Origin of the sequence: Paracoccus mutanolyticus (assembly GCF_003285265.1) — a bacterium.
Classification (GTDB): Bacteria; Pseudomonadota; Alphaproteobacteria; order Rhodobacterales; family Rhodobacteraceae; genus Paracoccus; species Paracoccus yeei.
Map to the genome: position 1 here is coordinate 1,294,586 of NZ_CP030239.1, position 19,471 is coordinate 1,314,056.

General features: G+C 70.4%; 11 protein-coding genes, 6 pseudogenes and 1 riboswitch. Of the genes and pseudogenes, 7 read left to right on the forward strand and 10 right to left on the reverse strand.

Features of this window, described 5'->3' with window-relative positions:
* Nucleotides 1–64: 64 nt before the first annotated feature.
* Nucleotides 65–153: riboswitch (glycine riboswitch) on the reverse strand.
* A 37-nt stretch (nucleotides 154–190) separates the two neighbouring features.
* From DPM13_RS06950 to DPM13_RS06995, 9 genes and pseudogenes are all read right to left on the reverse strand, one after another.
* The gene (locus DPM13_RS06950; protein ID WP_080621170.1) at nucleotides 191–973 is read right to left on the reverse strand and encodes an SDR family oxidoreductase; all 783 of its coding nucleotides are present in this window, start codon (nucleotides 971–973) and stop codon (nucleotides 191–193) included.
* An 85-nt stretch (nucleotides 974–1,058) separates the two neighbouring features.
* Nucleotides 1,059–3,629, reverse strand: coding sequence for an FIST N-terminal domain-containing protein (locus DPM13_RS25870; protein WP_317616401.1), 2,571 nt, complete (start codon nucleotides 3,627–3,629; stop codon nucleotides 1,059–1,061).
* Entirely contained in the window at nucleotides 3,565–4,275 is a 711-nt protein-coding gene (locus DPM13_RS06965; RefSeq protein ID WP_112888721.1) for a response regulator transcription factor, read from the reverse strand. The genes DPM13_RS25870 and DPM13_RS06965 overlap by 65 nt, the downstream gene beginning before the upstream one ends.
* A 122-nt stretch (nucleotides 4,276–4,397) precedes the next feature.
* On the reverse strand, nucleotides 4,398–5,534 hold the full coding sequence (pqqE, locus tag DPM13_RS06970; RefSeq protein WP_051578305.1) for a pyrroloquinoline quinone biosynthesis protein PqqE: 1,137 nt from the start codon (nucleotides 5,532–5,534) through the stop codon (nucleotides 4,398–4,400).
* Nucleotides 5,527–5,856, reverse strand: a complete 330-nt coding sequence (gene pqqD / locus DPM13_RS06975) for a pyrroloquinoline quinone biosynthesis peptide chaperone PqqD (RefSeq protein WP_112887700.1) — start codon at nucleotides 5,854–5,856, stop codon at nucleotides 5,527–5,529. Before pqqD ends, pqqE begins: the two co-directional genes overlap by 8 nt.
* Entirely contained in the window at nucleotides 5,857–6,636 is a 780-nt protein-coding gene (pqqC, locus tag DPM13_RS06980) for a pyrroloquinoline-quinone synthase PqqC (protein WP_028720680.1), read from the reverse strand.
* A pseudogene (gene pqqB / locus DPM13_RS06985) lies at nucleotides 6,633–7,522 on the reverse strand (pyrroloquinoline quinone biosynthesis protein PqqB). Before pqqB ends, pqqC begins: the two are co-directional and overlap by 4 nt.
* A 67-nt stretch (nucleotides 7,523–7,589) precedes the next feature.
* Nucleotides 7,590–7,682, reverse strand: coding sequence for a pyrroloquinoline quinone precursor peptide PqqA (pqqA, locus tag DPM13_RS06990; RefSeq protein WP_028720682.1), 93 nt, complete (start codon nucleotides 7,680–7,682; stop codon nucleotides 7,590–7,592).
* Nucleotides 7,683–7,865: 183 nt separating this feature from the next.
* Nucleotides 7,866–8,630, reverse strand: a pseudogene (locus DPM13_RS06995) (IS5 family transposase); the annotation flags it as partial.
* Between the two features lie 177 nt (nucleotides 8,631–8,807).
* Here DPM13_RS06995 and DPM13_RS27630 point away from each other — a divergent pair.
* Both DPM13_RS27630 and DPM13_RS26745 read left to right on the forward strand, forming a co-directional pair.
* Nucleotides 8,808–14,317 (forward strand): annotated as a pseudogene (locus DPM13_RS27630) (alpha-2-macroglobulin family protein).
* A gap of 88 nt (nucleotides 14,318–14,405) precedes the next feature.
* A pseudogene (locus DPM13_RS26745) lies at nucleotides 14,406–15,375 on the forward strand (GAF domain-containing protein).
* Nucleotides 15,376–15,609: 234 nt separating this feature from the next.
* Here DPM13_RS26745 and DPM13_RS27635 read toward each other — a convergent pair.
* Nucleotides 15,610–15,759: pseudogene (locus DPM13_RS27635) on the reverse strand (IS21 family transposase); the annotation flags it as partial.
* Between DPM13_RS27635 and adh the strand changes: the two are divergent.
* The 5 genes and pseudogenes from adh to argC form a co-directional block, all read left to right on the forward strand.
* Nucleotides 15,738–16,996: pseudogene (gene adh / locus DPM13_RS07010) on the forward strand (aldehyde dehydrogenase); the annotation flags it as partial. The pseudogenes DPM13_RS27635 and adh overlap by 22 nt on opposite strands.
* Nucleotides 16,997–17,074: 78 nt before the next feature.
* Nucleotides 17,075–17,920, forward strand: coding sequence for a zinc-dependent alcohol dehydrogenase (locus DPM13_RS07015; RefSeq protein WP_223252419.1), 846 nt, complete (start codon nucleotides 17,075–17,077; stop codon nucleotides 17,918–17,920).
* A gap of 5 nt (nucleotides 17,921–17,925) precedes the next feature.
* The gene (locus DPM13_RS22470; protein WP_223252420.1) at nucleotides 17,926–18,108 is read left to right on the forward strand and encodes a hypothetical protein; all 183 of its coding nucleotides are present in this window, start codon (nucleotides 17,926–17,928) and stop codon (nucleotides 18,106–18,108) included.
* A gap of 10 nt (nucleotides 18,109–18,118) precedes the next feature.
* Complete coding sequence (locus tag DPM13_RS07020; protein WP_112887701.1) at nucleotides 18,119–18,460, forward strand: DUF779 domain-containing protein; 342 nt, start codon at nucleotides 18,119–18,121, stop codon at nucleotides 18,458–18,460.
* Nucleotides 18,461–18,538: 78 nt separating this feature from the next.
* Entirely contained in the window at nucleotides 18,539–19,447 is a 909-nt protein-coding gene (argC, locus tag DPM13_RS07025) for an N-acetyl-gamma-glutamyl-phosphate reductase (RefSeq protein ID WP_112887702.1), read from the forward strand.
* The last annotated feature ends 24 nt before the right edge of the window (nucleotides 19,448–19,471 follow it).

Below are 19,471 nucleotides of genomic sequence, written 5' to 3' on the forward strand. Positions count from 1 at the left end.
CAGGGGCGCCTGAGATCGTTATCCCTTCGGCGGGCGGGGTCGAGCCGCCACTCTCCAGAACGTTCGGCGGAAAACGGTCCCTGTGCCTGAGAGATTCCCGGGGCGGTTGCTCCTTCGGCCCTGGCTTGCGCCAGCGTCTCCCGATTTCCGACCTAAGTCGTAGCGGGGGGCGACCCGCCTGGCAAGCCCCCTAGATGGTGATGTTCGACGCCCCGCCGTCCAGCAGGACGTTCTGGCCCACGATGAAGCGCGCCTGCTGGCTGCACAGGAAGGCGCAGGTCGCGCCGAAATCCTCGGGCCGGCCATAGCTGCGGGTCGGGATGGTGGCCTCGCGCCGCCTGCGGGCCTCGTCGATGCCGATGCCTTCGGATTTCGCGACACCCGCGTCCAGGCTGTCCGCGCGGTCGGTCGCGTGGATGCCGGGCAGCAGGTTGTTGACCACCACGCCATGCGGCGCCACCTGCCGCGACATGCCGGCGACGAACCCGGTCAGCCCGGCGCGCGCGGTGTTCGACAGGCCCAGGATCGCGATGGGGGTCCTGACCGATTGCGAGGTGATGTTCACGACCCGGCCCCAGCCGCGCTCCATCATGCCCGGCACCAGCGCCTGCATCAGGGCCACGGCGGTCAGCATGTTGGCGTCGATGGCCTTGATGAAATCCTCGCGCGACCAGTCGGTCCAGGTGCCGGGCGGCGGGCCGCCGGCGTTGGTGACCAGGATGTCGGCCTGTCCCCCCAGCGCCTCCAGCACGGCGGCGCGGCCGTCCTGGGTGGTGATGTCGGCCGCGATCGGCGTGACCGAGACGCCGTGCTTCTCGGCGATCTCGCGCGCGGTCCGTTCCAGCGCCTCGGCGCCGCGGGCGTTGATGACCAGATCCACCCCGGCCTCGGCCAGGGCCTCGGCGCAGCCGCGCCCCAGCCCCTTCGACGCGGCGCAGACCAGCCCGCGCTTGCCCCTGATGCCCAGATCCATGTGCTTCCCCCTTGGTTTCGGTCCGGGCCCAAGGGAACCCCGCCCCGGCCGGATTGTCCAGCCGCGTCGCCCCGCGCGCCTTGCCTCAGGCCACAGGCTCCATCGCCAGCGTGTGCCGGATCGCCGCCTGAAGGTCCTCGGCCCGCAGCGGCTTTTCCAGCACCGGCACGCCCATGTCCAGGCTGGCGCGGCTGATGTCCGGGTCGCGCCGGGCCGAGACGATGATCGCCGGCACCGGCTGGCCCGCGCGGGCGCGCAATTCCCCGATCGCCTGCAGGCCGGTATCGCCATTGTCCAGGTTGTAGTCGGCGATGATGACATCGGGCGGGTCGTCGCCCATCTGGGCCAGCGCCTCGGCGGTGCCGCCGGTGACGCGCGCCACCATGCCCAGCCGGTCGCGCAGGATCAGCTCATAGGCGCGGCGCATGGCGTGGTCGTTTTCCACCACCAGCGCGACCCGGCCCCGCAGCGAGGGATCGCTCCAGGCGGGCAGGACACCCCGCGCCTCGGTCTCGGGCTGGACCAGGGGCAGGCTGATGCGGAACACCGTGCCGCGGCCCGGCTCGCTGTCCATGGCGATGGGATGGCCCAGCTTGGCGCAGGCCCGGCGCACGATCGACAGGCCCAGGCCCATGCCGGGCGCCCCCCCCTCGCGGCCGATGCGCTGGAACTCGTCGAAGATTCGCGAGCGGTCGGTCGCGGCGATGCCGATGCCGGTGTCCATGATCTCCAGCCAGGCGCGACCGCCCCGCTTGCGGACGCCGACCAGCACGCCGCCGCGGTCGGTGTACTTGATCGCGTTCGACACCAGGTTCTGGGCGATGCGCCGCAGGAAGGTCGGGTCGCTTTCCACCACGGCCGAGGTCGGCGCAAAGGCCAGCTTCAGCCCCTTGGCCTCGGCCATGGGGGCATATTCGACGGCCAGGCGGCGGAACAGGTCGTTCAGCACCACCGGCTTGCGCTGGAACTCGATCCGCTGGCTGTCGAGGCGCGAGATGTCCAGGACCGCGTGCATCAGCTCCTCGACCGATTCGAAGGCGCCGGACAGGCGGTTCGCCAGTTCCGCCTGCAAGTCGTCCAGCGGGATTCCTTCAGCGCTGTCAGGAACAGCTTGGCAGCCGAGCGGTTGAGCAGGTCGTGGCTGGCCGCGCGCAGGAAGCGTGTCTTTGGAACGGTCGCCTCCTCGGCCAGGGCGCGGGCGACGGCCAGTTCGCGGTTCCGTTCCGACAGATCGGCCAGCGCCTGTTCCAGCTCGCGGGTGCGGACCTGGACCTCCTGCTCCAGCGCGACGGCGGCCTGGAACATCGACCACGCCGACCCGCGCGAGGCTTCCAGCCGGTCGATCCGCTCGGCCAGCACGGTCGAGATGCGGGTCAGCTTCTCGACCTGGCGGGCCTCGGTGTCGTCGTCGCGCAGGAACATGGCCTAGCCCCCTCGGCGGCATCAGGGCCATGCCGACGAAGGTCTGGTTCACATGCATCCCGCTGAGCTGTTCGCCATAGGTGTTGAAGCCCGCCACCCGATAGCGCGCCAGCAGGTCCGACATCTGCTCGGTCATGCCCGCGCGTTCCAGGGCCAGCCGGCGCAGGATGCAGTCGAAGCCCAGGACCATCAGCGGCGGGCGCGGCAGCGCGTCCATCGCCTCGGCAAAGCCGCGTGTCATGTCGACGGCCCGGCCGACGGTCAGGATGTTGCCGGGCTCGACCCCCGACAGCAGTTGCAGCCCGCCGTCCGGCGTCACGGCGCGGATGGCGCGGACATGATGGCGCCGTCCGGTGCGCAGCAGCAGCGGATGACGGGCGAATTCGGTCGCGGTCAGCGCGCCGCCGGGAATGCGCGCCAGACGGGCGTATTCCTGGGCGGCGGGCTCGGCGTTCAACTCCCAGATGATGCGGTCATGGGGGTCGGCCGCCGTCACCACCGCGCGGCTTTCCGTCGGACGGAAATGCGCGAACGAGACCTCGGCCACGGCCAGGTCGGTCTCGACCAGCAGAAAGACGGCGGCGCCGGGCTGCTCCTCTCCGTCGACCATCTGGCAGGTGGGCAGGAACCGCAGCCCCCCCGCGGCCGAGCCGCCGATCACCGGCAGGTCGGGCATCGCGGCATCCAGCGTCGCGACCAGCACGTCCTCTTGCCGGGCATGGGCGTCGGCCAGCAGGATGCCAAAGCGCGAACGCGCCGGGCTGCGCGGGAAATCCGCCTGGAACCGGCGCAGGCTTGCCATCCATTCCGATACCGGGATCTGGGCCTGGTGGCGCAGCAGGCAGACCCCCACCCGGAAGCTGACCGAAGGAAACCCCAGCGCCACGACGCTGTTCTTGCAATAGCCCCCCGGCCCGATTTCCCCGGCCGAGGAACAGCCCACCACCCGGCAGCCCAGCGAGTCGTGCAGCGCGGCGCCGGCGGCGGCCAGCCCGCCCGCCGGGTCGCCGAACATCAGGACCAGCGCCGGCCGCAGCGGCGCCAGGGCGTCGTGCAGTTGCCGCGTCAGGTCCGGCGCGTCGGCAGGGACCGCGATGCAGGACGGGGCGGGCGGCGCGCCGGGCGGCCCGGGCAGATCGCCCGGCCGGGCGCGGCGGGCAGGGCCGGGCTCATGCGGGTTCGAAAAGCCTGACGCTGTTGGCCAGCAGGACCGCCTGGGTCCGGCGGCGGGCATTGATCTTGGACATGATGGCGGTGATGTGGGTCTTGACCGTGGCCTCGGCGATCGACAGTTCGTAGCTGATTTCCTTGTTCGCCTTGCCCTGGCAGATCAGCCGCAGGATCTTCAGCTGCTGGGGCGTCAGGCTGGCGAAGCGGCGCGCCAGGTCCGCGCGCGCGGCATCGCCCTCGCCGGCGTTCTCGGGCTCATAGCCCTCGGGGGTGACGTGCTCGCCCTCCCACATGCGGCGCAGGCTGTCGACCAGCGCCTCGCGGCCCAGCGACTTGCTGATATAGCCCTGCGCCCCCGCCGCCATCGCGGCCGAGATCATCGCATTGTCCAGATCGGCCGAGATCATGGTGATCGGCACCCCGGGGATCTGGCGGCGCAGCGTCACCAGCCCCTCGGCGCCCCGGGCGTCGGGCAGGTTCAGGTCCAGGATGACGGCATCGGGCACGCCCTGGGCGCGGATCTGTTCCTGGGCCGCGGCCAGGCTGCGGGCGGTGCGCACGTTCTTCAGCCCGAAGCTGATCTTCAGCGTCAGCGCCAGCGCGTCGCACATCAGGGGGTGGTCGTCGACGATCAGGATCTCGCGTACACGGTCCGCCGACTGTCGGGACGGGCCGGGTTGTTCCTTTAGCTGCGGAATGGCTGAAGCCATCGTCATCTCCTCCCAAAGACACGAAGGTTCGCCGGTTCGTGGCCGGCCTTTGCAGGCCTCCATCTTAGACCCAAGCCCGCGCCGCGCAAGCCCGTTGGCCGGGACCGAAGGGGCGGCGCCCGTCAGACCCGCCGTTCGCGCGCCATGCGGCGATAGACCAGAGCCGTGTCGTCGCTGGCGGCGTCCGCCTCGGCCTCGGCGCGCAGGCGGGCGTTCAGCGGAGAGCGCGAGCAGACCGGGTCGGTCGCCGTGGGATCGGCCGCCATCGCCATCGCCTGGCAGCGGCAGCCGCCGAAATCCACGTCGCGCCGCGCGCAGGACTGGCAGGGCTCGGGCAGCCAGGCGGTGCCGCGGAAGGCGTTGAAGGACTGGCTGTCGCGCCAGATCCATTCCAGCGGCCTGTCACGGATGTTGTCGAAGCGCAGCGACGGGATGGTCTGGGCGGCGTGGCAGGGCAGCACCACCCCGTCGGGCGCGATGTTCAGCCCGGTCGAGCCCCAGCCCCCCATGCAGCTTTTGGGATAGGCGGCATGATGGTCGGCAGGCACATAGTCGATGACCATGCGGCCGCGCAGCCGCTCGCGCGCGGCATTGACCACCTCGCGCGCGCGCTGAGCCTGGGGCTGCGTCGGCATCAGCGGCCGGCGGTTCAGGTCGGCCCAGCCGTGGAACTGCACGGTCGCGACCTCGATCCGGCGGCACCCCAGGCGCTCGGCCAGGTCGATCATCTCGGGCAGGCGGTCCAGGTTCTGGCGATGGACCACCGCGTTCAGCGTCAGCGGAAAGCCGATCTGGCCGATCCATTCCGCGACCTGCATCTTGCGCGCAAAACTGCCGCCATAGCCGCTGATCCAGTCGGCCATCTCGGCGTCGATACCCTGCAGCGACAGCTGGACGTGATCGACCACGCCGTCCAGTTCGCGCAGCCGCTGTTCCGTCAGCCCGATCCCCGAGGTGATCAGGTTGACATAAAGCCCCGCGTCCCGGGCCGAGCGCGCGATCTCGGCCAGATCCCGGCGCGATGCGGGCTCGCCCCCCGACAGGTGCACCTGCAGGACCCCCAGCGCCGCCGCCTGGCGAAAGGCGTCGGCCCATTCGGCCGCCGTCAGCTCGCTGGTGGCGCGCGCCAGCTCTACCGGGTTCGAGCAATAGGGGCAGGCCAGCGGACAGCGGTGCGTCAGTTCGGCCAGCATCGCCATCGGCAGGCCGACCGTCACGGGATTGCCCCGGATGTCGCGGGGAAGGATACCGTCATCCATGCGCGGCCTCCTGTTCGTGCTGTTTCCTGCCGCAGGCCAGAAAGACCATGCGGCGATCAACGAGGCCGGCGATGAAATCCTGCACGTCGCCCTCGATCTGTTCGGCGGGCGCGGCATAGCGCGTGCACAGCGCCAGGATCACCTCGGCCAGGCTGCGCGTGCCGTCCAGTTCCGACAGGATGGCATCGCCCACCGGATCAAGCTGCATCGCCCGTTCCGGCGCCAGCAGCACCCGGATGCCGCGCACCCGGTCGTCGTGCAGCCGCACGCCCCGGGGCAGATAGGGCACACAGGCGTTGCTGATCCGGTGCCGGGCCTGCATCTAACCCGCCCCGGCCAGTTCGCGCGAGGGCGCCAGCAGCCCCTCGCCCGGGCGCCACGCGCCGGGAGGGATGTTGCCTTCGACATAGCCGTGCCACAGCGCGTCGAGCTGCGCCCACAGCACATCGGTCTTGAAGACCAGCGCCGCCGCCGCCGCGTCCTGCTTTTCCAGCGTGTCGGCGTGGTCCAGCACATAGGTCAGGCCGAATTCCACGTCCTTGCGCGCCTCGGTCAGGCGCTGGCGGAAATAGGACAGGCTCGTCTCGTCAGCGAAGTCATAGTGCTTCAGCAGCCCCTCGATGCGCTCGGCGTGGATCTTGGGCGCGAACATCTCGGTCAGGCTGGCGGCGACGGCATCCAGCAGCGGCATATCACGCACGAAGCGGACATAGGCATCTACCGCAAAGCGCGTGGCGGGCATCACGCCCACGCCGCTGGCGACATAGTCGGGGTCCAACCCCACCGCGCGGGCCAGGGCCAGCCAGCGGCGGATGCCGCCCCCCTCATCCACGCCGCCGTCGTGATCCTCGATCCGGGACCGCCAGACGCGGCGCAGCTGCGGGTCCTCGATCCGGGACATGAAGGCTGCGTCCTTCATCGGGATGCGGGACTGGTACTGCCAGCGGTTGACGACCCAGGCGCGCACCTCGTCCGGCGAACACTCGCCGCCGTGCAGCCGGGCGTGGAACGGGTGGCGGTCGTGATAGCGTTCGGCGCCGATGCGCCTGAGCCGTTCGTGGAACTCGGCGCGGGACAGCGGTCGGTTGTCGGCAAGCTTCATGGCACGATCTCCATGCCGTCATGGCCGATCTGCCAGCCCGCCGCCTCGGCGCGGGCGCGCTCGGGGCTGGCGGGATCGACCAGCGGGTTCGAATTGTTCAGGTGGACATAGATGCGGCGCGACAGGGGCACGGCGTCGAACGCCCCCAGGCTGCCGCCTTCGCCGGACACGGGCACATGCCCCATGCGCCGGCCGGTCTTGGCCCCAAGCCCGGCGCGGACCATTTCGTCGTCCGTCCAGAGCGTGCCGTCAAACAGCAGCGCATCGGCGCCGGACGCCCGCTGCCGCAGCCAATCCGGCACCGTGGCGCAGCCGGGAACGAAAGCACGCGCCGGCCATTGGCAGTCAGTTCGACCCCCACGGTCTGCTCGCCCATCACCTCGGTCTCGACCGCCTCGCCCTCCAGGTAAAGCGGCACCTTGCCCGGCACGGCGAACAGTTCCGCCGACAGTCCCGGCGCCAGGTCGAAGGGCTGGTCCAGCGCCACGTCGCGGCGCGCGACCAGCCGGGGATCCAGCGCACCCAGCATCGGATTGTCGGCCAGCACGCCATGAATGGCAGGGGTCGCGAACAGGTCGAACCGCTGCCCCTCGCGCAGAGTCAGAAGTCCGGCGACATGGTCGATGTCGCCATTCGTGACCAGCACCGAGCGGATCGGCGATCCGCGCAATTCAGCCGGAGCCAAGGCCGGCACCGCCTGCATCTGCACGCGCAGATCGGGCGAGGCGTTCACCAGCGCCCAGTCGGCCCCGTTGGCCGACACGGCGATGCTGCTTTGGGTCATGGACGGAATGCGGCCCGCCCGTGCGGCTTTGCAGTTCGGGCAACCACAGTTCCATTGCGGCAGCCCTCCACCGGCGCCGGTGCCGAGAATCACGATACGCATGGTCAAAGCTTCCCGGCGCGGCCGGCCCCCTTTCGCAGGGGCCGACCGGATTTACGCCCAGGTCAGATCAGAACAGAACCGGCTCGTCTTCGGCCGGGGCATACATGTTGATTTCCATGCCGCAGGAAATTTCCTTCAGCGCTGGTTTGGTCCATGCCATGAATAGTCCTCCTCCTCAGGATGTCGCGGGGTGCGAACACCATAAAGGTAGGACAAGCGCGATCCCAGTCAACCCGCCAAAGGTCTTACAAGACTCTTATATCAAAGGCCCGCTGGCCGATCCCTGTCCGTGCACGGTTGCGCGACCGGGCAGGGCGGCGCATGATCCCGCCTGGCGGGGCGGGGATTTCTCCCAATCCTTGCCGAGGCGACGGCAGCGACCGAGCCAGGCAAAGGTGCGCTCGACGACCCATCTGCGGGGCAGGACCTCAAAGCCATTCGCGGTGTCGGACCGTTTGACGATCTGCAACGTCCAGGTGCCCATTCTGTCGAGCGCGCCGCGCAACTTCGGCCCGGCATATCCTCCGTCTGCGAAGACATGCCGAAGCCAGGGGCAGAGATGACGGATGGATTTCAGAACCGCCGGCGCGCCATCGCGATCCTGAATGTCGGCGGCATGAACCACCAGCCCGAACAGCAGGCCGATGGTGTCAACGACGATGTGGCGCTTGCGTCCCTTGACCTTCTTGCCCGCGTCGAAGCCGCAAACGCCGCCGCTTTCGGTGGTTTTCACGCTCTGGCTGTCGATCACCCCCGCGCTCGGGCTGGCCTCGCGGCCTTCCAGCACTCGCGTCTCCATCGCAAGCTCGAAGCGCATCGACGCGAGCAGGCCGCTGTCGCGCCAGTCGTAGAAATACCTCTGCACGGTGGAACAGGGTGGGAAGTCCTTCGGCAGTTGCCTCCATTGGCAGCCGGTCGTCGCGATGTAGAGGATCGCGTTCATCACCTCCCGCAAATCGGTCCGGCGTGGGCGTCCAAGCCGGCGTGGCGACGGCATGAAGGGCATGACCAACGCCCATTCCCGATCAGTCAGATCGCTTGCATATCGCGGCAGTTCCCGCCGAATAGTCCTCCCCGCGCAGGACTCGTCGCGGGGTGCGAACACCATAAAGGTAGGACAAGCGCGATCACATCCCAGTCAACCCGCCAAAGGTCTTACAAGACTCTTATATCAAAGGCCCGCTGGCCGAACCTGCCCGTCACGGTTGCGCGACCGGGCAGGGCGGCGCATGATCCCGCCTGCGGGGCCTGCCCGCGCGGGCAGGCTGGCCCGAAAGGGGGAATGATGACGAAAGCTCGGCTTCTTCTGGCGCTTGCCCTTGCCACGGCGGTCCTGTCGCCGCCGCCCGCCGCCGCGCAGGACGGGCAGAACGGGCCCCTGCCCCCCGCCCGCATCCAACTGGCGCCCGACACCGACCTGCCGGGCGGCGATCTGGGCCGGATCTTCGACACCACGCTGCAGGCCTGCATCCAGGCCTGCCTGGGCGATGCCCAGTGCCAGGCGCTGACCTACAACCAGAACGCCCGCTCGTGCTTTCCCAAGGGCGAGGCGGCGGGCGATCCGCAGACCTTCGCGGGGGCGCTGTCGGGCCGGGTCGTCGCCCCAGCCCCGGACGCGCTTGCCCGCGCCCGCGCCCGGGCCGAGGCCGCGCCCTCCTGACCGACGCGGACCGCGCCGGGGCGCTGACCCAGGCGCAGGGGCTGGCCGCGATGACCCGCCCGCGCCGGGGCAGGATCCGCGCGAGGCCGCCCGCTGGGCCGAGGTCCAGGGCGACATGGCCGGCGCCGCCCGGCTGATGGCCCAGGCCGTGGCCCAGGACGACCGCGGCGCGGACTGGACCGACCTGGCCCGGCTGACGCTTACACCAGCCAGGCCGAGGACCGCGACGCCGCCAATGCCATCGCCCAGATGGCCACGAACGGCTATCTCCGCGCGGCCGACGACGGGATGGCCGCGCGGGCGCTGTCCTGGCTGGCCATGGCGCTGGAACGGCAGGACCGCGGCCCCGACGCGCTGTCGGCGCTGCGGCTGGCGGCGCGCCTTGCGCCGCAGGACCGCGACATCGCGACGGCCCTGGAGCAGTCGCAGGCCCGCAACGGGCTGCGCGTGACCGACACCCAGGCGGAACCCGAGGGCGCCCTGCCCCGGTTCTGCGCCGTGCTGTCGCGCGATCTGGCGCGCGGCACCGACTATGCCCCCTTCCTGCGCCTGCCCCAGGGCGACCTGACCGTCGAGGCCGAGGGCAACCGGCTCTGCGTCGCGGGCCTGACCCATGGGCAAGAGGTGCAGATGACCCTGCGCGCGGGCCTGCCCGCCGCCGACGGCGAAACCCTGATGCGCGACGTGACGCTGAAAGGCTATGTCCGCGACCGCGCGCCCGTCGTCCGCTTTCCGGGCCGGGCCTATGTGCTGCCGGCCTCGGGCGATCAGCGTCTGTCGCTGGCACGGATCAAGCGACGGTTGCCTGACCTTGCTGCGCATTTCCGACAGCAACCTGATCCGCGCCATGGCCGAGGACATGTTGGCGACACCCTGGACAGCTGGCGCAGCGGCTATTTCGACGCCGGCATGGCGCGCGAGGTCTGGAAGGGCTCGGCCCAGGTCTCCAAGCCCGTGGGCCGCGACGTGCTGAACCAGGAACTGACCACCAGCCTGGCGATCCCGGCCGAGGCCGGGCCGCTGGAACCCGGCATCTATATCCTCGAGGCCGGAATTTCGGGGCAGAATGCCTCGGACGCGGGACTGGCGGTGCAATGGTTCGTGATCTCGGATTTCGGCATCTCGACCTTCTCGGGCAGCGACGGGCTGACCGTCGCGGTGCGCAGCCTGCGCGACACCTCGGCCAAGCCGGGGGCCGAGGTGGCGCTGGTCAGCCGCTCGAACGAGGTGCTGGCGCGGACCGTGACCGACGACCAGGGCGTGGCGCGCTTTGCGCCGGGGCTGGCGCTGGGGCAGGACGGCGCGGCACCCGCGCTGGTCACCGTGACCCGCTGGCAGGGCGAGGGGGCCGAGCGCGCCCCGCAGGACATGGCCTTCCTGTCGCTTGGCGATCCCGAATTCGACCTGTCGGACCGGGGGGTCGAGGGGCGCTCGCCCGCGCCGCCCATCGACGTCTTCCTGACCACCGACCGCGGCGCCTATCGCGCGGGCGAGACGGTGAACGCGACGGCGCTGATCCGCGATCCCCGCGCCAGGGCGTTGGACAACCTGCCCCTGACCGCCGTGATCCTGCGCCCCGACGGGGTCGAGGCTGCACGCCTGCCGGCGGCCGATGCGGGCGCGGGCGGCGCGACGGTTTCGTGGCCGATCCCGGGCAATGCGCCGCGCGGCACCTGGCGGCTGGACCTGCGGGCCGAGGCGGACGGGCCGGCCCTGGCCTCGGCCCGGCTGCTGGTCGAGGATTTCCTGCCCGAGCGCATCGACTTCACCCCCGCCCTGCCCGAGGGCGCGGCACGGGCCGGCGGTCAGCTGGACCTGAGCCTGGCCGCGCATTGGCTGTTCGGCGCGCCGGCCGCGAACCTGCCGGTCGAAGGCACGCTGCGGCTGTCGCCCGAACGCGCCCTGGACGGGTTCGAGAATTACCAGTTCGGCCTGGCCGACGACGATACCGCGCCGGTCAGCCAAAGCCTGCCGGCCGGCATGACCGACGCCGAGGGCCGCTTTCAGGCGCAGGTGACGCTGCCCCCCGCCAGCGCGCTTGGCCCCCGCCCCTTCCGGGCCGAGGTCTTCGTGGACATCCGCGAAGGCGCCGGACGCCCGGTCGAGCGCAGCATTGACCGCGTGGTGATGCCCGACCAGCCCATCATCGGCATCCGCCCGCTGTTTCAGGGCGACACCGTGGCCGAGAACGCCGAGGCCCGCTTTTCGCTGGTCGCCGTGGGCCCCGACCTTGCGCCGGTGGCCGAGCCGGTCCGCTGGGTGCTGAACCGGATCGACACCGATTACCAATGGTATTCCTTGGGCGGCCAGTGGAACTGGGAGGCCGTGACCCGCCGCAGCCGCGTGACCGAAGGCACAGCCGAGCCCGGCCAGACCCCCGACACGATCGCCGCCGAAATCGCCGTGCCGGTCGAATGGGGCGAATATGAACTGCTGGCAGAGCCCGCCTCGGGCGCGGGCGGCGCGGCCTCGGTCCGGTTCAACGCGGGCTGGGGGGCGCCGGCCAATGCCTCGACGCCCACGCCGGACCGGCTGCAGGTGGTGCTGGACAAGCCCGCCTATCGCAGCGGCGACACGGCCCATGTCCGGGTCGAGGCCGCGGCCCAGGGCCTGGCCATCGTCTCGGTGCTGTCGGACCGCGTGGTCTCGATGCAGACGGTCGCGCTGGCGCAGGGCGAAAACAGCCTGGACCTACCGGTCACCGACGATTGGGGCGCGGGGGTCTATGTCACCGTCGCCGCGATCCGGCCCTTGGGCGACGCCGCGCCGGGCAACCGTCTGCCGGTCCGCGCGCTGGGGCTGGCCCATGCCGCGGTCGATCCCGGCGCCATGCGCCTGAACGCGCGGATCGAGGCCCCGGCCGAGGCGCGGCCGCGCGGGACGCTTCCGGTGACGCTGGCGGTCGAGGGCGCGGCGGGACAGACGGTTCATGCAACCATCGCCGCCGTGGACCAGGGCATCCTGAACCTGACCGGCTTCGACCCCCCGGACCCGGCCGACCATTACTTTGGCCAGCGCCGGCTGGGGGTGGGCCTGCGCGATCTTTACGGCCGGCTGATCCTGCCCAGCGGCGCGCCCGACGGCGCGCTGCGCGAAGGCGGCGACGCCATGCAGGTCGGGACCGAGGCGCCGCCGCCCACCGAAAAGCTGATGAGCTGGTTTTCCGGGCCCGTGACGCTGGGCCCGGACGGCCGCGCCAGCCTCGAGGTTCCCGTGGGCGACTTCAACGGCGAGATCCGGTTGATGGCCGTGGTCTGGTCCGATGCGGCCCTGGGCCAGGCGGACGCCAGCGTGCTGGTGCGCGACCCGGTGGTGATGACCGTGACCGCCCCCGCCTTCCTGGCGCCCGGCGACAGCGCGCAGGTCGGACTGCGCCTGACCCATGCCTCGGGCCCCGCCGGAGAGATGCGGCTGGCCGTCGCCCAGACCGGCGGCGACGCGGCGCTGAGCGTCAGCCTGCCGCGGACCGCGTGACCCTGGCCGAGCGGGCCGAGGCGCAGGTCCAGATGCCGGTGACGGCGGGCGACGCGCAGGGCCGGGCCGACCTGCGCCTGACCCTGACCACGCCCGACGGACAGGCGCTGACCAAGGACATCGCCATTCCCGTGGCGCTGAACCAGCCCGACATCCAGGCCCGCGACCGGCTGACGGTCCAGCCCGGCGAAAGCGTCACCCTGCCCGCCGCGCTGACGCAAGGCATGATGCCGGGGGCGCTGCTGACCGTCTCGGCCGGCGCCTGGGCGCGGCTCGACGTGGCGGGCGCCATCGCGCGGCTGGCCCGGTATCCCTATGGCTGCACGGAACAGCTCGCCTCGGGCGCGCTGCCGCTGATCTATGTGCCGGGCCTTGCCGCCGAGGCGGGGGTGGCGGCGGGCGACACCGACCCGGCCGTCGAGACGGCCATCGCCCAGATCCTGACCCGGCAGGGGGCGAACGGCGGCTTTGGCCTGTGGTCGGCGGATTCAGGCGACCTGTGGCTGGAAGCCTATGTCACCGATTTCCTGTCGCGGGCCCGCGCCGCCGGCCATGCGGTGCCCGACGTGGCCTTCCGCCAGGCCATCGACAACCTGCGCAATCGCGCCAATTACGCCACCGACCCCGCCGCCGCCTCGGCCGAGGACAACGCGGCGCTGGCCTATGCGCTGGCGGTGCTGGCGCGGGAACGCGCCGCGACCGTGGGCGATCTGCGCTATTACGCCGACACGGCCGCGGCGGCCTTCTCGACGCCGATGGCGGCGGGGAACCTGGGGGCGGCGCTGGCCTCCTACGGCGACCAGGCGCGCGCCGACCGGATGTTCGCCCAGGGGCGCGACCTGCTGAACCCCGCCGGACCGGAGCCGCAGGTGTTCCGCGCCGACTACGGCACCCGGCTGCGCGACGCGGCGGCCCTGCTGGCCCTGTCGGCCGAGGCGGGCAGCCAGGTCGTCGACCGGAGCGACCTTGCCACCCGCCTGGCCCAGCGGATCGCCGAGGCCGAGCAGGCCGGCCAGAGCCTATCGACCCAGGAATCGGTCTGGACGGTGATGGCGGCGCAAGCCCTGTCCGGGGACGTGCCGCCCGCGACGATGAACGGCGTGGCGCTGACCCGGCCGGTCGCGACCCTGCCCGACGACGCGGCCGTGATCGCCAACCCTGGCGATACGCCCCTGGACATCACCCTGACCGCGACCGGCAAGCCCCTGGGCGATGCCCCGGCGGGCGGGCGCGGCTACGCCATCGCCCGCAGCTATTTCAGCATCGAGGGCGAGCCGCTGGACCCCGCCACCCTGCCGCAGGGCACGCGCATGGTGGTGCAGGTCAAGGTTTCGCCCCAGGCCGAAGGCGGCGGCCGGCTGATCGTCACCGACCCGCTGCCGGCAGGGTGGGAAATCGACAATCCCAACCTGCTGCGCGCGGGCGACATCGGCGCGCTCGACTGGCTGGACGGCCAGACCGGCGCCGAGATGACCGAGTTCCGGGCCGACCGCTTTGCCGCGGCGCTGACCTGGACCGGGGCCGAACCCTTCAGCCTGGCCTATATCGTGCGCGCGGTGACGCCGGGACGGTTCCGCCACCCCGCCGCCAGCGTCGAGGACATGTATCGCCCCGAGTTCCGCGCCTGGAGCGACGGCGGCACGGTCGAGGTGACGCCCTGACCAAGCGCCGCGCACGAAAGCTTTGCTTGCCGCAGGCCGCGCAGGCGCGCCATACTCCCCGGTGTCGATAAGGGAGAGGGAGGTGACCTTGCCCGAACGTCACGAGGACCGCGTCGCGCAGGCTTCGCAATCGCCCGCCGCCGTCAGCCGTCTGGCCGCCAGCTGGCGCCGCTCGATGGTCAAGCACGGGCTGGACCCCGCGCGGCCGCCGCAACTGCGCCGGCTGAGCGCGCGCGAACTGGCCGAGCGGCGCGAGCGGCTGGACGGGTTCATCGCCGTCGCGCGGCCGCAGCTGGACCACCTGTTCCAGCTTGTCTGCCCGACCGGCTGCAACGTGCTTCTGACCGACGCCTCCGGGATCGTTCTGGAACAGCGCATGAACGAGAGCGACCTGGCGACCTTTCGCGACTGGGGCCTGTGCGCCGGCGCCGACTGGTCGGAACCGGCCGAAGGCACCAACGGCATCGGCACCTGCCTGGCCGAGGGGCGGCAGGTCACGATCCACCGCGACGAGCATTTTTATGCCCGCAACACCGGCCTGTCGTGCATGGACGCGCCGATCTGGGGACCGGACGGGCGGCTGATCGCGGCGCTGGACGTCAGCTCGGCCCGCGACGACCATACGGACCGCTGGACGCGCTGATCGCGGCCCAGGTCGCGCAAAGCGCCCGCCAGATCGAGCCGCCTATTTCCGCGCCAGCTTTCCTGGCGCCCGGATCGTCACCGCGCAGGGCGCGGGGCCGGAGGACGCGGCGCTGCTGATCGCGGTGGACCGCGACGACCTGGCCATCGGCGCAAACCGCGCCGCCCGCCGCGCCTTCGGCCTGGAAAAGGAAGGCAGGCTGCGCCCCCGCCCCGCATCCGACCTTCTGGGGCGCGAGGACGAGGCGACGGGCTTCGAAAAGGCCGAGCGCGCCGCCGTGATTCGGGCGCTGGCGCGGGCCGAAGGCAATGTCTCGGCCGCGGCCCGCGCGCTGGGGGTCGGGCGGGCGACGCTGTACCGGCGGATGCAGCGGCTGGGCATCGACGAAAATCCGGGCCGACTGTCTCGGCCCTGAAACACATTCCGCGCTGCGGGAAGGCGGCGCGTTGATTTGCGGCCCAGTGCGCCGCAACGTCTTGAAGGAACCGGCAGGAGGAGCCGGATTGACAGGAGGATAAGATGCCGAACGACCAGACGCACGACTTCAAGGGTGTGGGCGTCATGCCCTTTGCCAAGCGTTACGACAACTTCATCGGCGGCGAATGGGTTGCGCCGAAATCGGGCAAGTATTTCACCAACACCACCCCGTCACGGCAGCCCGCAGATCGGCGAGATCGAAAGTCTCCAGAAGCCGCAGAACCTGGACATATTCGCGTCGGCCATGGCGGTTCATCCGCGCCTCCATCAGCCGGCGCAACGTGGCGAACTCCTCTGGTAGGTCCCGACCGGATGGAGGCGAACCTGGAACTGCTCGCCACCGCCGAGACCTGGGACAACGGCAAGCCCATCCGCGAGACGATGGCTGCCGACGTGCCCTTGGCCATCGACCATTTCCGCTATTTCGCGGGCGTGCTGCGCAGCCAGGAAGGCTCGATCTCGGAAATCGATTCGACCACCGTCGCCTATCACTTCCACGAACCGCTGGGCGTCGTAGGCCAGATCATCCCGTGGAACTTTCCGCTGCTGATGGCCTGCTGGAAGCTGGCGCCTGCGCTGGCTGCCGGCAACTGCGTGGTGCTGAAACCGGCCGAGCAGACCCCGGCCAGCATCATGGTCTGGATCAACGTCATCGGCGACCTGCTGCCGCCGGGCGTTCTGAACATCGTGAACGGCTTCGGCCTGGAGGCGGGCAAGCCGCTGGCCTCGAACCCGCGCATCTCGAAGATCGCCTTCACGGGCGAGACCTCGACCGGGCGGCTGATCATGCAATACGCGGCCGAAAACCTGATCCCGGTCACGCTGGAACTGGGCGGCAAGTCCCCGAACGTGTTCTTTGCCGATGTCGCGCGCGAAGACGACGACTTCTTCGACAAGGCGCTGGAAGGCTTTGCGATGTTCGCGCTGAACCAGGGCGAGGTCTGCACCTGCCCGTCGCGCGTGCTGATCCAGGAATCGATCTATGACCGCTTCATGGAACGCGCGGTGAAACGGGTCCAGGCGATCACCCAGGGCGACCCGCGCGACGCCGCCACCATGATCGGCGCGCAGGCATCGTCCGAGCAGAAGGAAAAGATCCTGTCCTATCTGGACATCGGCAAGAAGGAAGGCGCCGAGGTCCTGCCGGCGGCAAGGCGGCCGACCTGGGGGGTGAACGGTCGGGCGGCTTCATCGAGCCGACGATCTTCCGCGGCAACAACAAGATGCGCATCTTCCAGGAGGAAATCTTTGGCCCCGTGGTTTCGGTCACGACCTTCAAGGACGAGGCCGAGGCGCTGGAAATCGCCAACGACACCCTTTACGGCCTGGGCGCCGGGGTCTGGTCGCGCGACGCCAACACCTGCTTCCGCATGGGACGCGGCATCAAGGCGGGCCGGGTCTGGACCAACTGCTATCACGCCTATCCCGCGCATGCGGCCTTCGGCGGCTACAAGCAGTCCGGGATCGGGCGCGAAACCCACAAGATGATGCTGGACCACTATCAGCAGACCAAGAACATGCTGGTCAGCTATTCGCCCAAGAAACTGGGCTTCTTCTGATCGCATGATCCACTCCGGGCGTGGCGACGCGCCCGGAGAGCCTCCCCACCCACGTTCAAGACAAGCAAGGAGACCTTCATGGCCAAAACCATGAAAGCCGCCGTCGTGCGCGAGTTCGGCAAGCCCCTGACCATCGACGAGGTGCCGATCCCCGAACCCGGGCCCGGCATGATCCAGGTCAGGATCCAGGCCTCGGGCGTTTGCCACACCGACCTGCACGCGGCCGAGGGCGACTGGCCGGTCAAGCCGAACCCGCCGTTCATCCCCGGCCATGAAGGCGTGGGCTTCGTGTCCGCCGTGGGCCAGGGCGCCAAGCACGTCAAGGAAGGCGACCGCGTCGGCGTGCCATGGCTTTATACCGCCTGCGGTCATTGCCGGCATTGCCTTGGCGGCTGGGAAACGCTGTGCGAAAGCCAGCAGAACACCGGCTATTCGGTGAACGGCGGCTTTGCCGATTACGTCGTCGCCGATCCGAACTATGTCGGCCACCTGCCCAAGAACATCGACTTTCTGGACATCGCCCCGGTGCTGTGCGCGGGCGTGACGGTCTACAAGGGGCTGAAGGTGACGGACACCAAGCCCGGCGACTGGGTGGTGATCTCGGGCATCGGAGGCTTGGGCCATATGGCCGTGCAATACGCCAAGGCCATGGGCATGAACGTCGCCGCCGTCGACATCGACGACGCCAAGCTGGACCTGGCCCGCAAGCTGGGCGCCACGGTGACGGTGAATGCCGCGACCGAGCCCGACCCCGCCGCCGCGATCAAGCGGCAGACGGATGGCGGCGCGCAGGGCGTGCTGGTGACGGCGGTCGGGCGCAAGGCGTTCGAACAGGCCATCGGCATGGTCGCGCGCGGCGGCACCGTGGCGCTGAACGGCCTGCCGCCGGGCGACTTTCCGCTGGATATCTTCGGCATGGGCTGAACGGCGTGACCGTGCGCGGGTCCATCGTGGGCACCCGGCTCGACCTGCAGGAATCGCTTGATTTCGCGGCCCAGGGCAAGGTCAGGGCGACCGTTCACCAGGGCAAGCTGGAAGACATCAACGACATCTTCGCCAAGATGCACGAGGGCCAGATCGAGGGCCGCATCGTGCTGGACATGGCAAGCTGAGGGAAAGCCCATGGACAAGGAACTGGACCAGGTCGAGGCGACGCCCGCGGCGCTGGAATTGCTGGCCGAGATCGTGGCCGATCACGGCCCGGTCCTGTTCCACCAGTCGGGCGGCTGCTGCGACGGATCATCCCCCATGTGCTATCCCCAGGGCGAATTCCGCGTCGGCCAGCGCGACCTGCAGATGGGCCAGATCGGGGGCATGCCCTTTTATATCTCGGCCAGCCAGTACGAAACCTGGCGCCACACGCGGCTGACCATCGACGTGGTGCCTGGCCGCGGCGGCATGTTCAGCCTGGACAACGGGCGCGAGAAGCGCTTCCTCGTGCGCTCGGATCTTTGCGCGACCTGACGCCGTCGCGATGCGGCCGCCGGTTGCCGGCCGCAGCCCGGCACGCTACATCCGGGAACGCAGCAGAGGGAGTCCGACATGGCGCACAAGGTCTTTATCGACGGCGAGGCAGGCACGACCGGGTTGCAGATCCGCGACCGGCTGCTGGGGCGCGCCGACATCACGCTGATCCAGATCGACCCCGCCCGCCGCAAGGACGCCGAGGCCCGGCGCGAGGCCTTTGCCGAGGCCGACGTCGCGATCCTGTGCCTGCCGGACGGACCCGCGCGCGAGGCGGTGGCGCTGGCCCAGGGGCTGCCCACCCGCTTCATCGACGCCTCGACCGCGCATCGGGTCGATCCCGCCTGGACATTCGGCTTCGCCGAACTGGCCCCCGGCGCGCGCCAAGCCATCGCGAAGGCGCAATATGTCTCGAACCCCGGCTGCTATTCGACCGGCGCCATCGCGATCCTGGCGCCGCTGGTCGCGGCGGGCCTGGTCGCCCCCGACGAGGCTTTGTCGATCAACGCCGTCTCGGGCTATACCGGCGGGGGCAAGGAACTGATCGGCGAATACGAACGCGGCGAGGCGCCGCCGGCCTTCGTCTATGCCCTGGCGCAGGGCCACAAGCACCTGCCCGAGATCGTGAAATACTCCGGCCTGACCCGGCGGCCGATCTTTGCGCCTTCGGTCGGGAATTTCGCGCAGGGCATGGCGGTGCAGGTGCCGCTGCACCTGGGCCAGGGACGCACGCTGGACGGCTTGCGCCAGGCCATCGCCCAGCACTACACCGGCGAACGCTTTATCGCCCTGGTCGAGCCCGAGGCCCGCGTGGTGCCGACCCGGCTGAACGACACGAACCGGCTGGAAATTTCGGTCCACGGCAGCGACGACAACGGCTGCGCGGTCGTGGTCGCGGTGCTCGACAACCTGGGCAAGGGTGCCTCGGGAGCTGCGGTGCAGAACCTGAACCTGATGCTGGGAACAGACGAAGGCGCGGGGCTGTAGGGCCCCGCCACCGGTCCGGCGCGT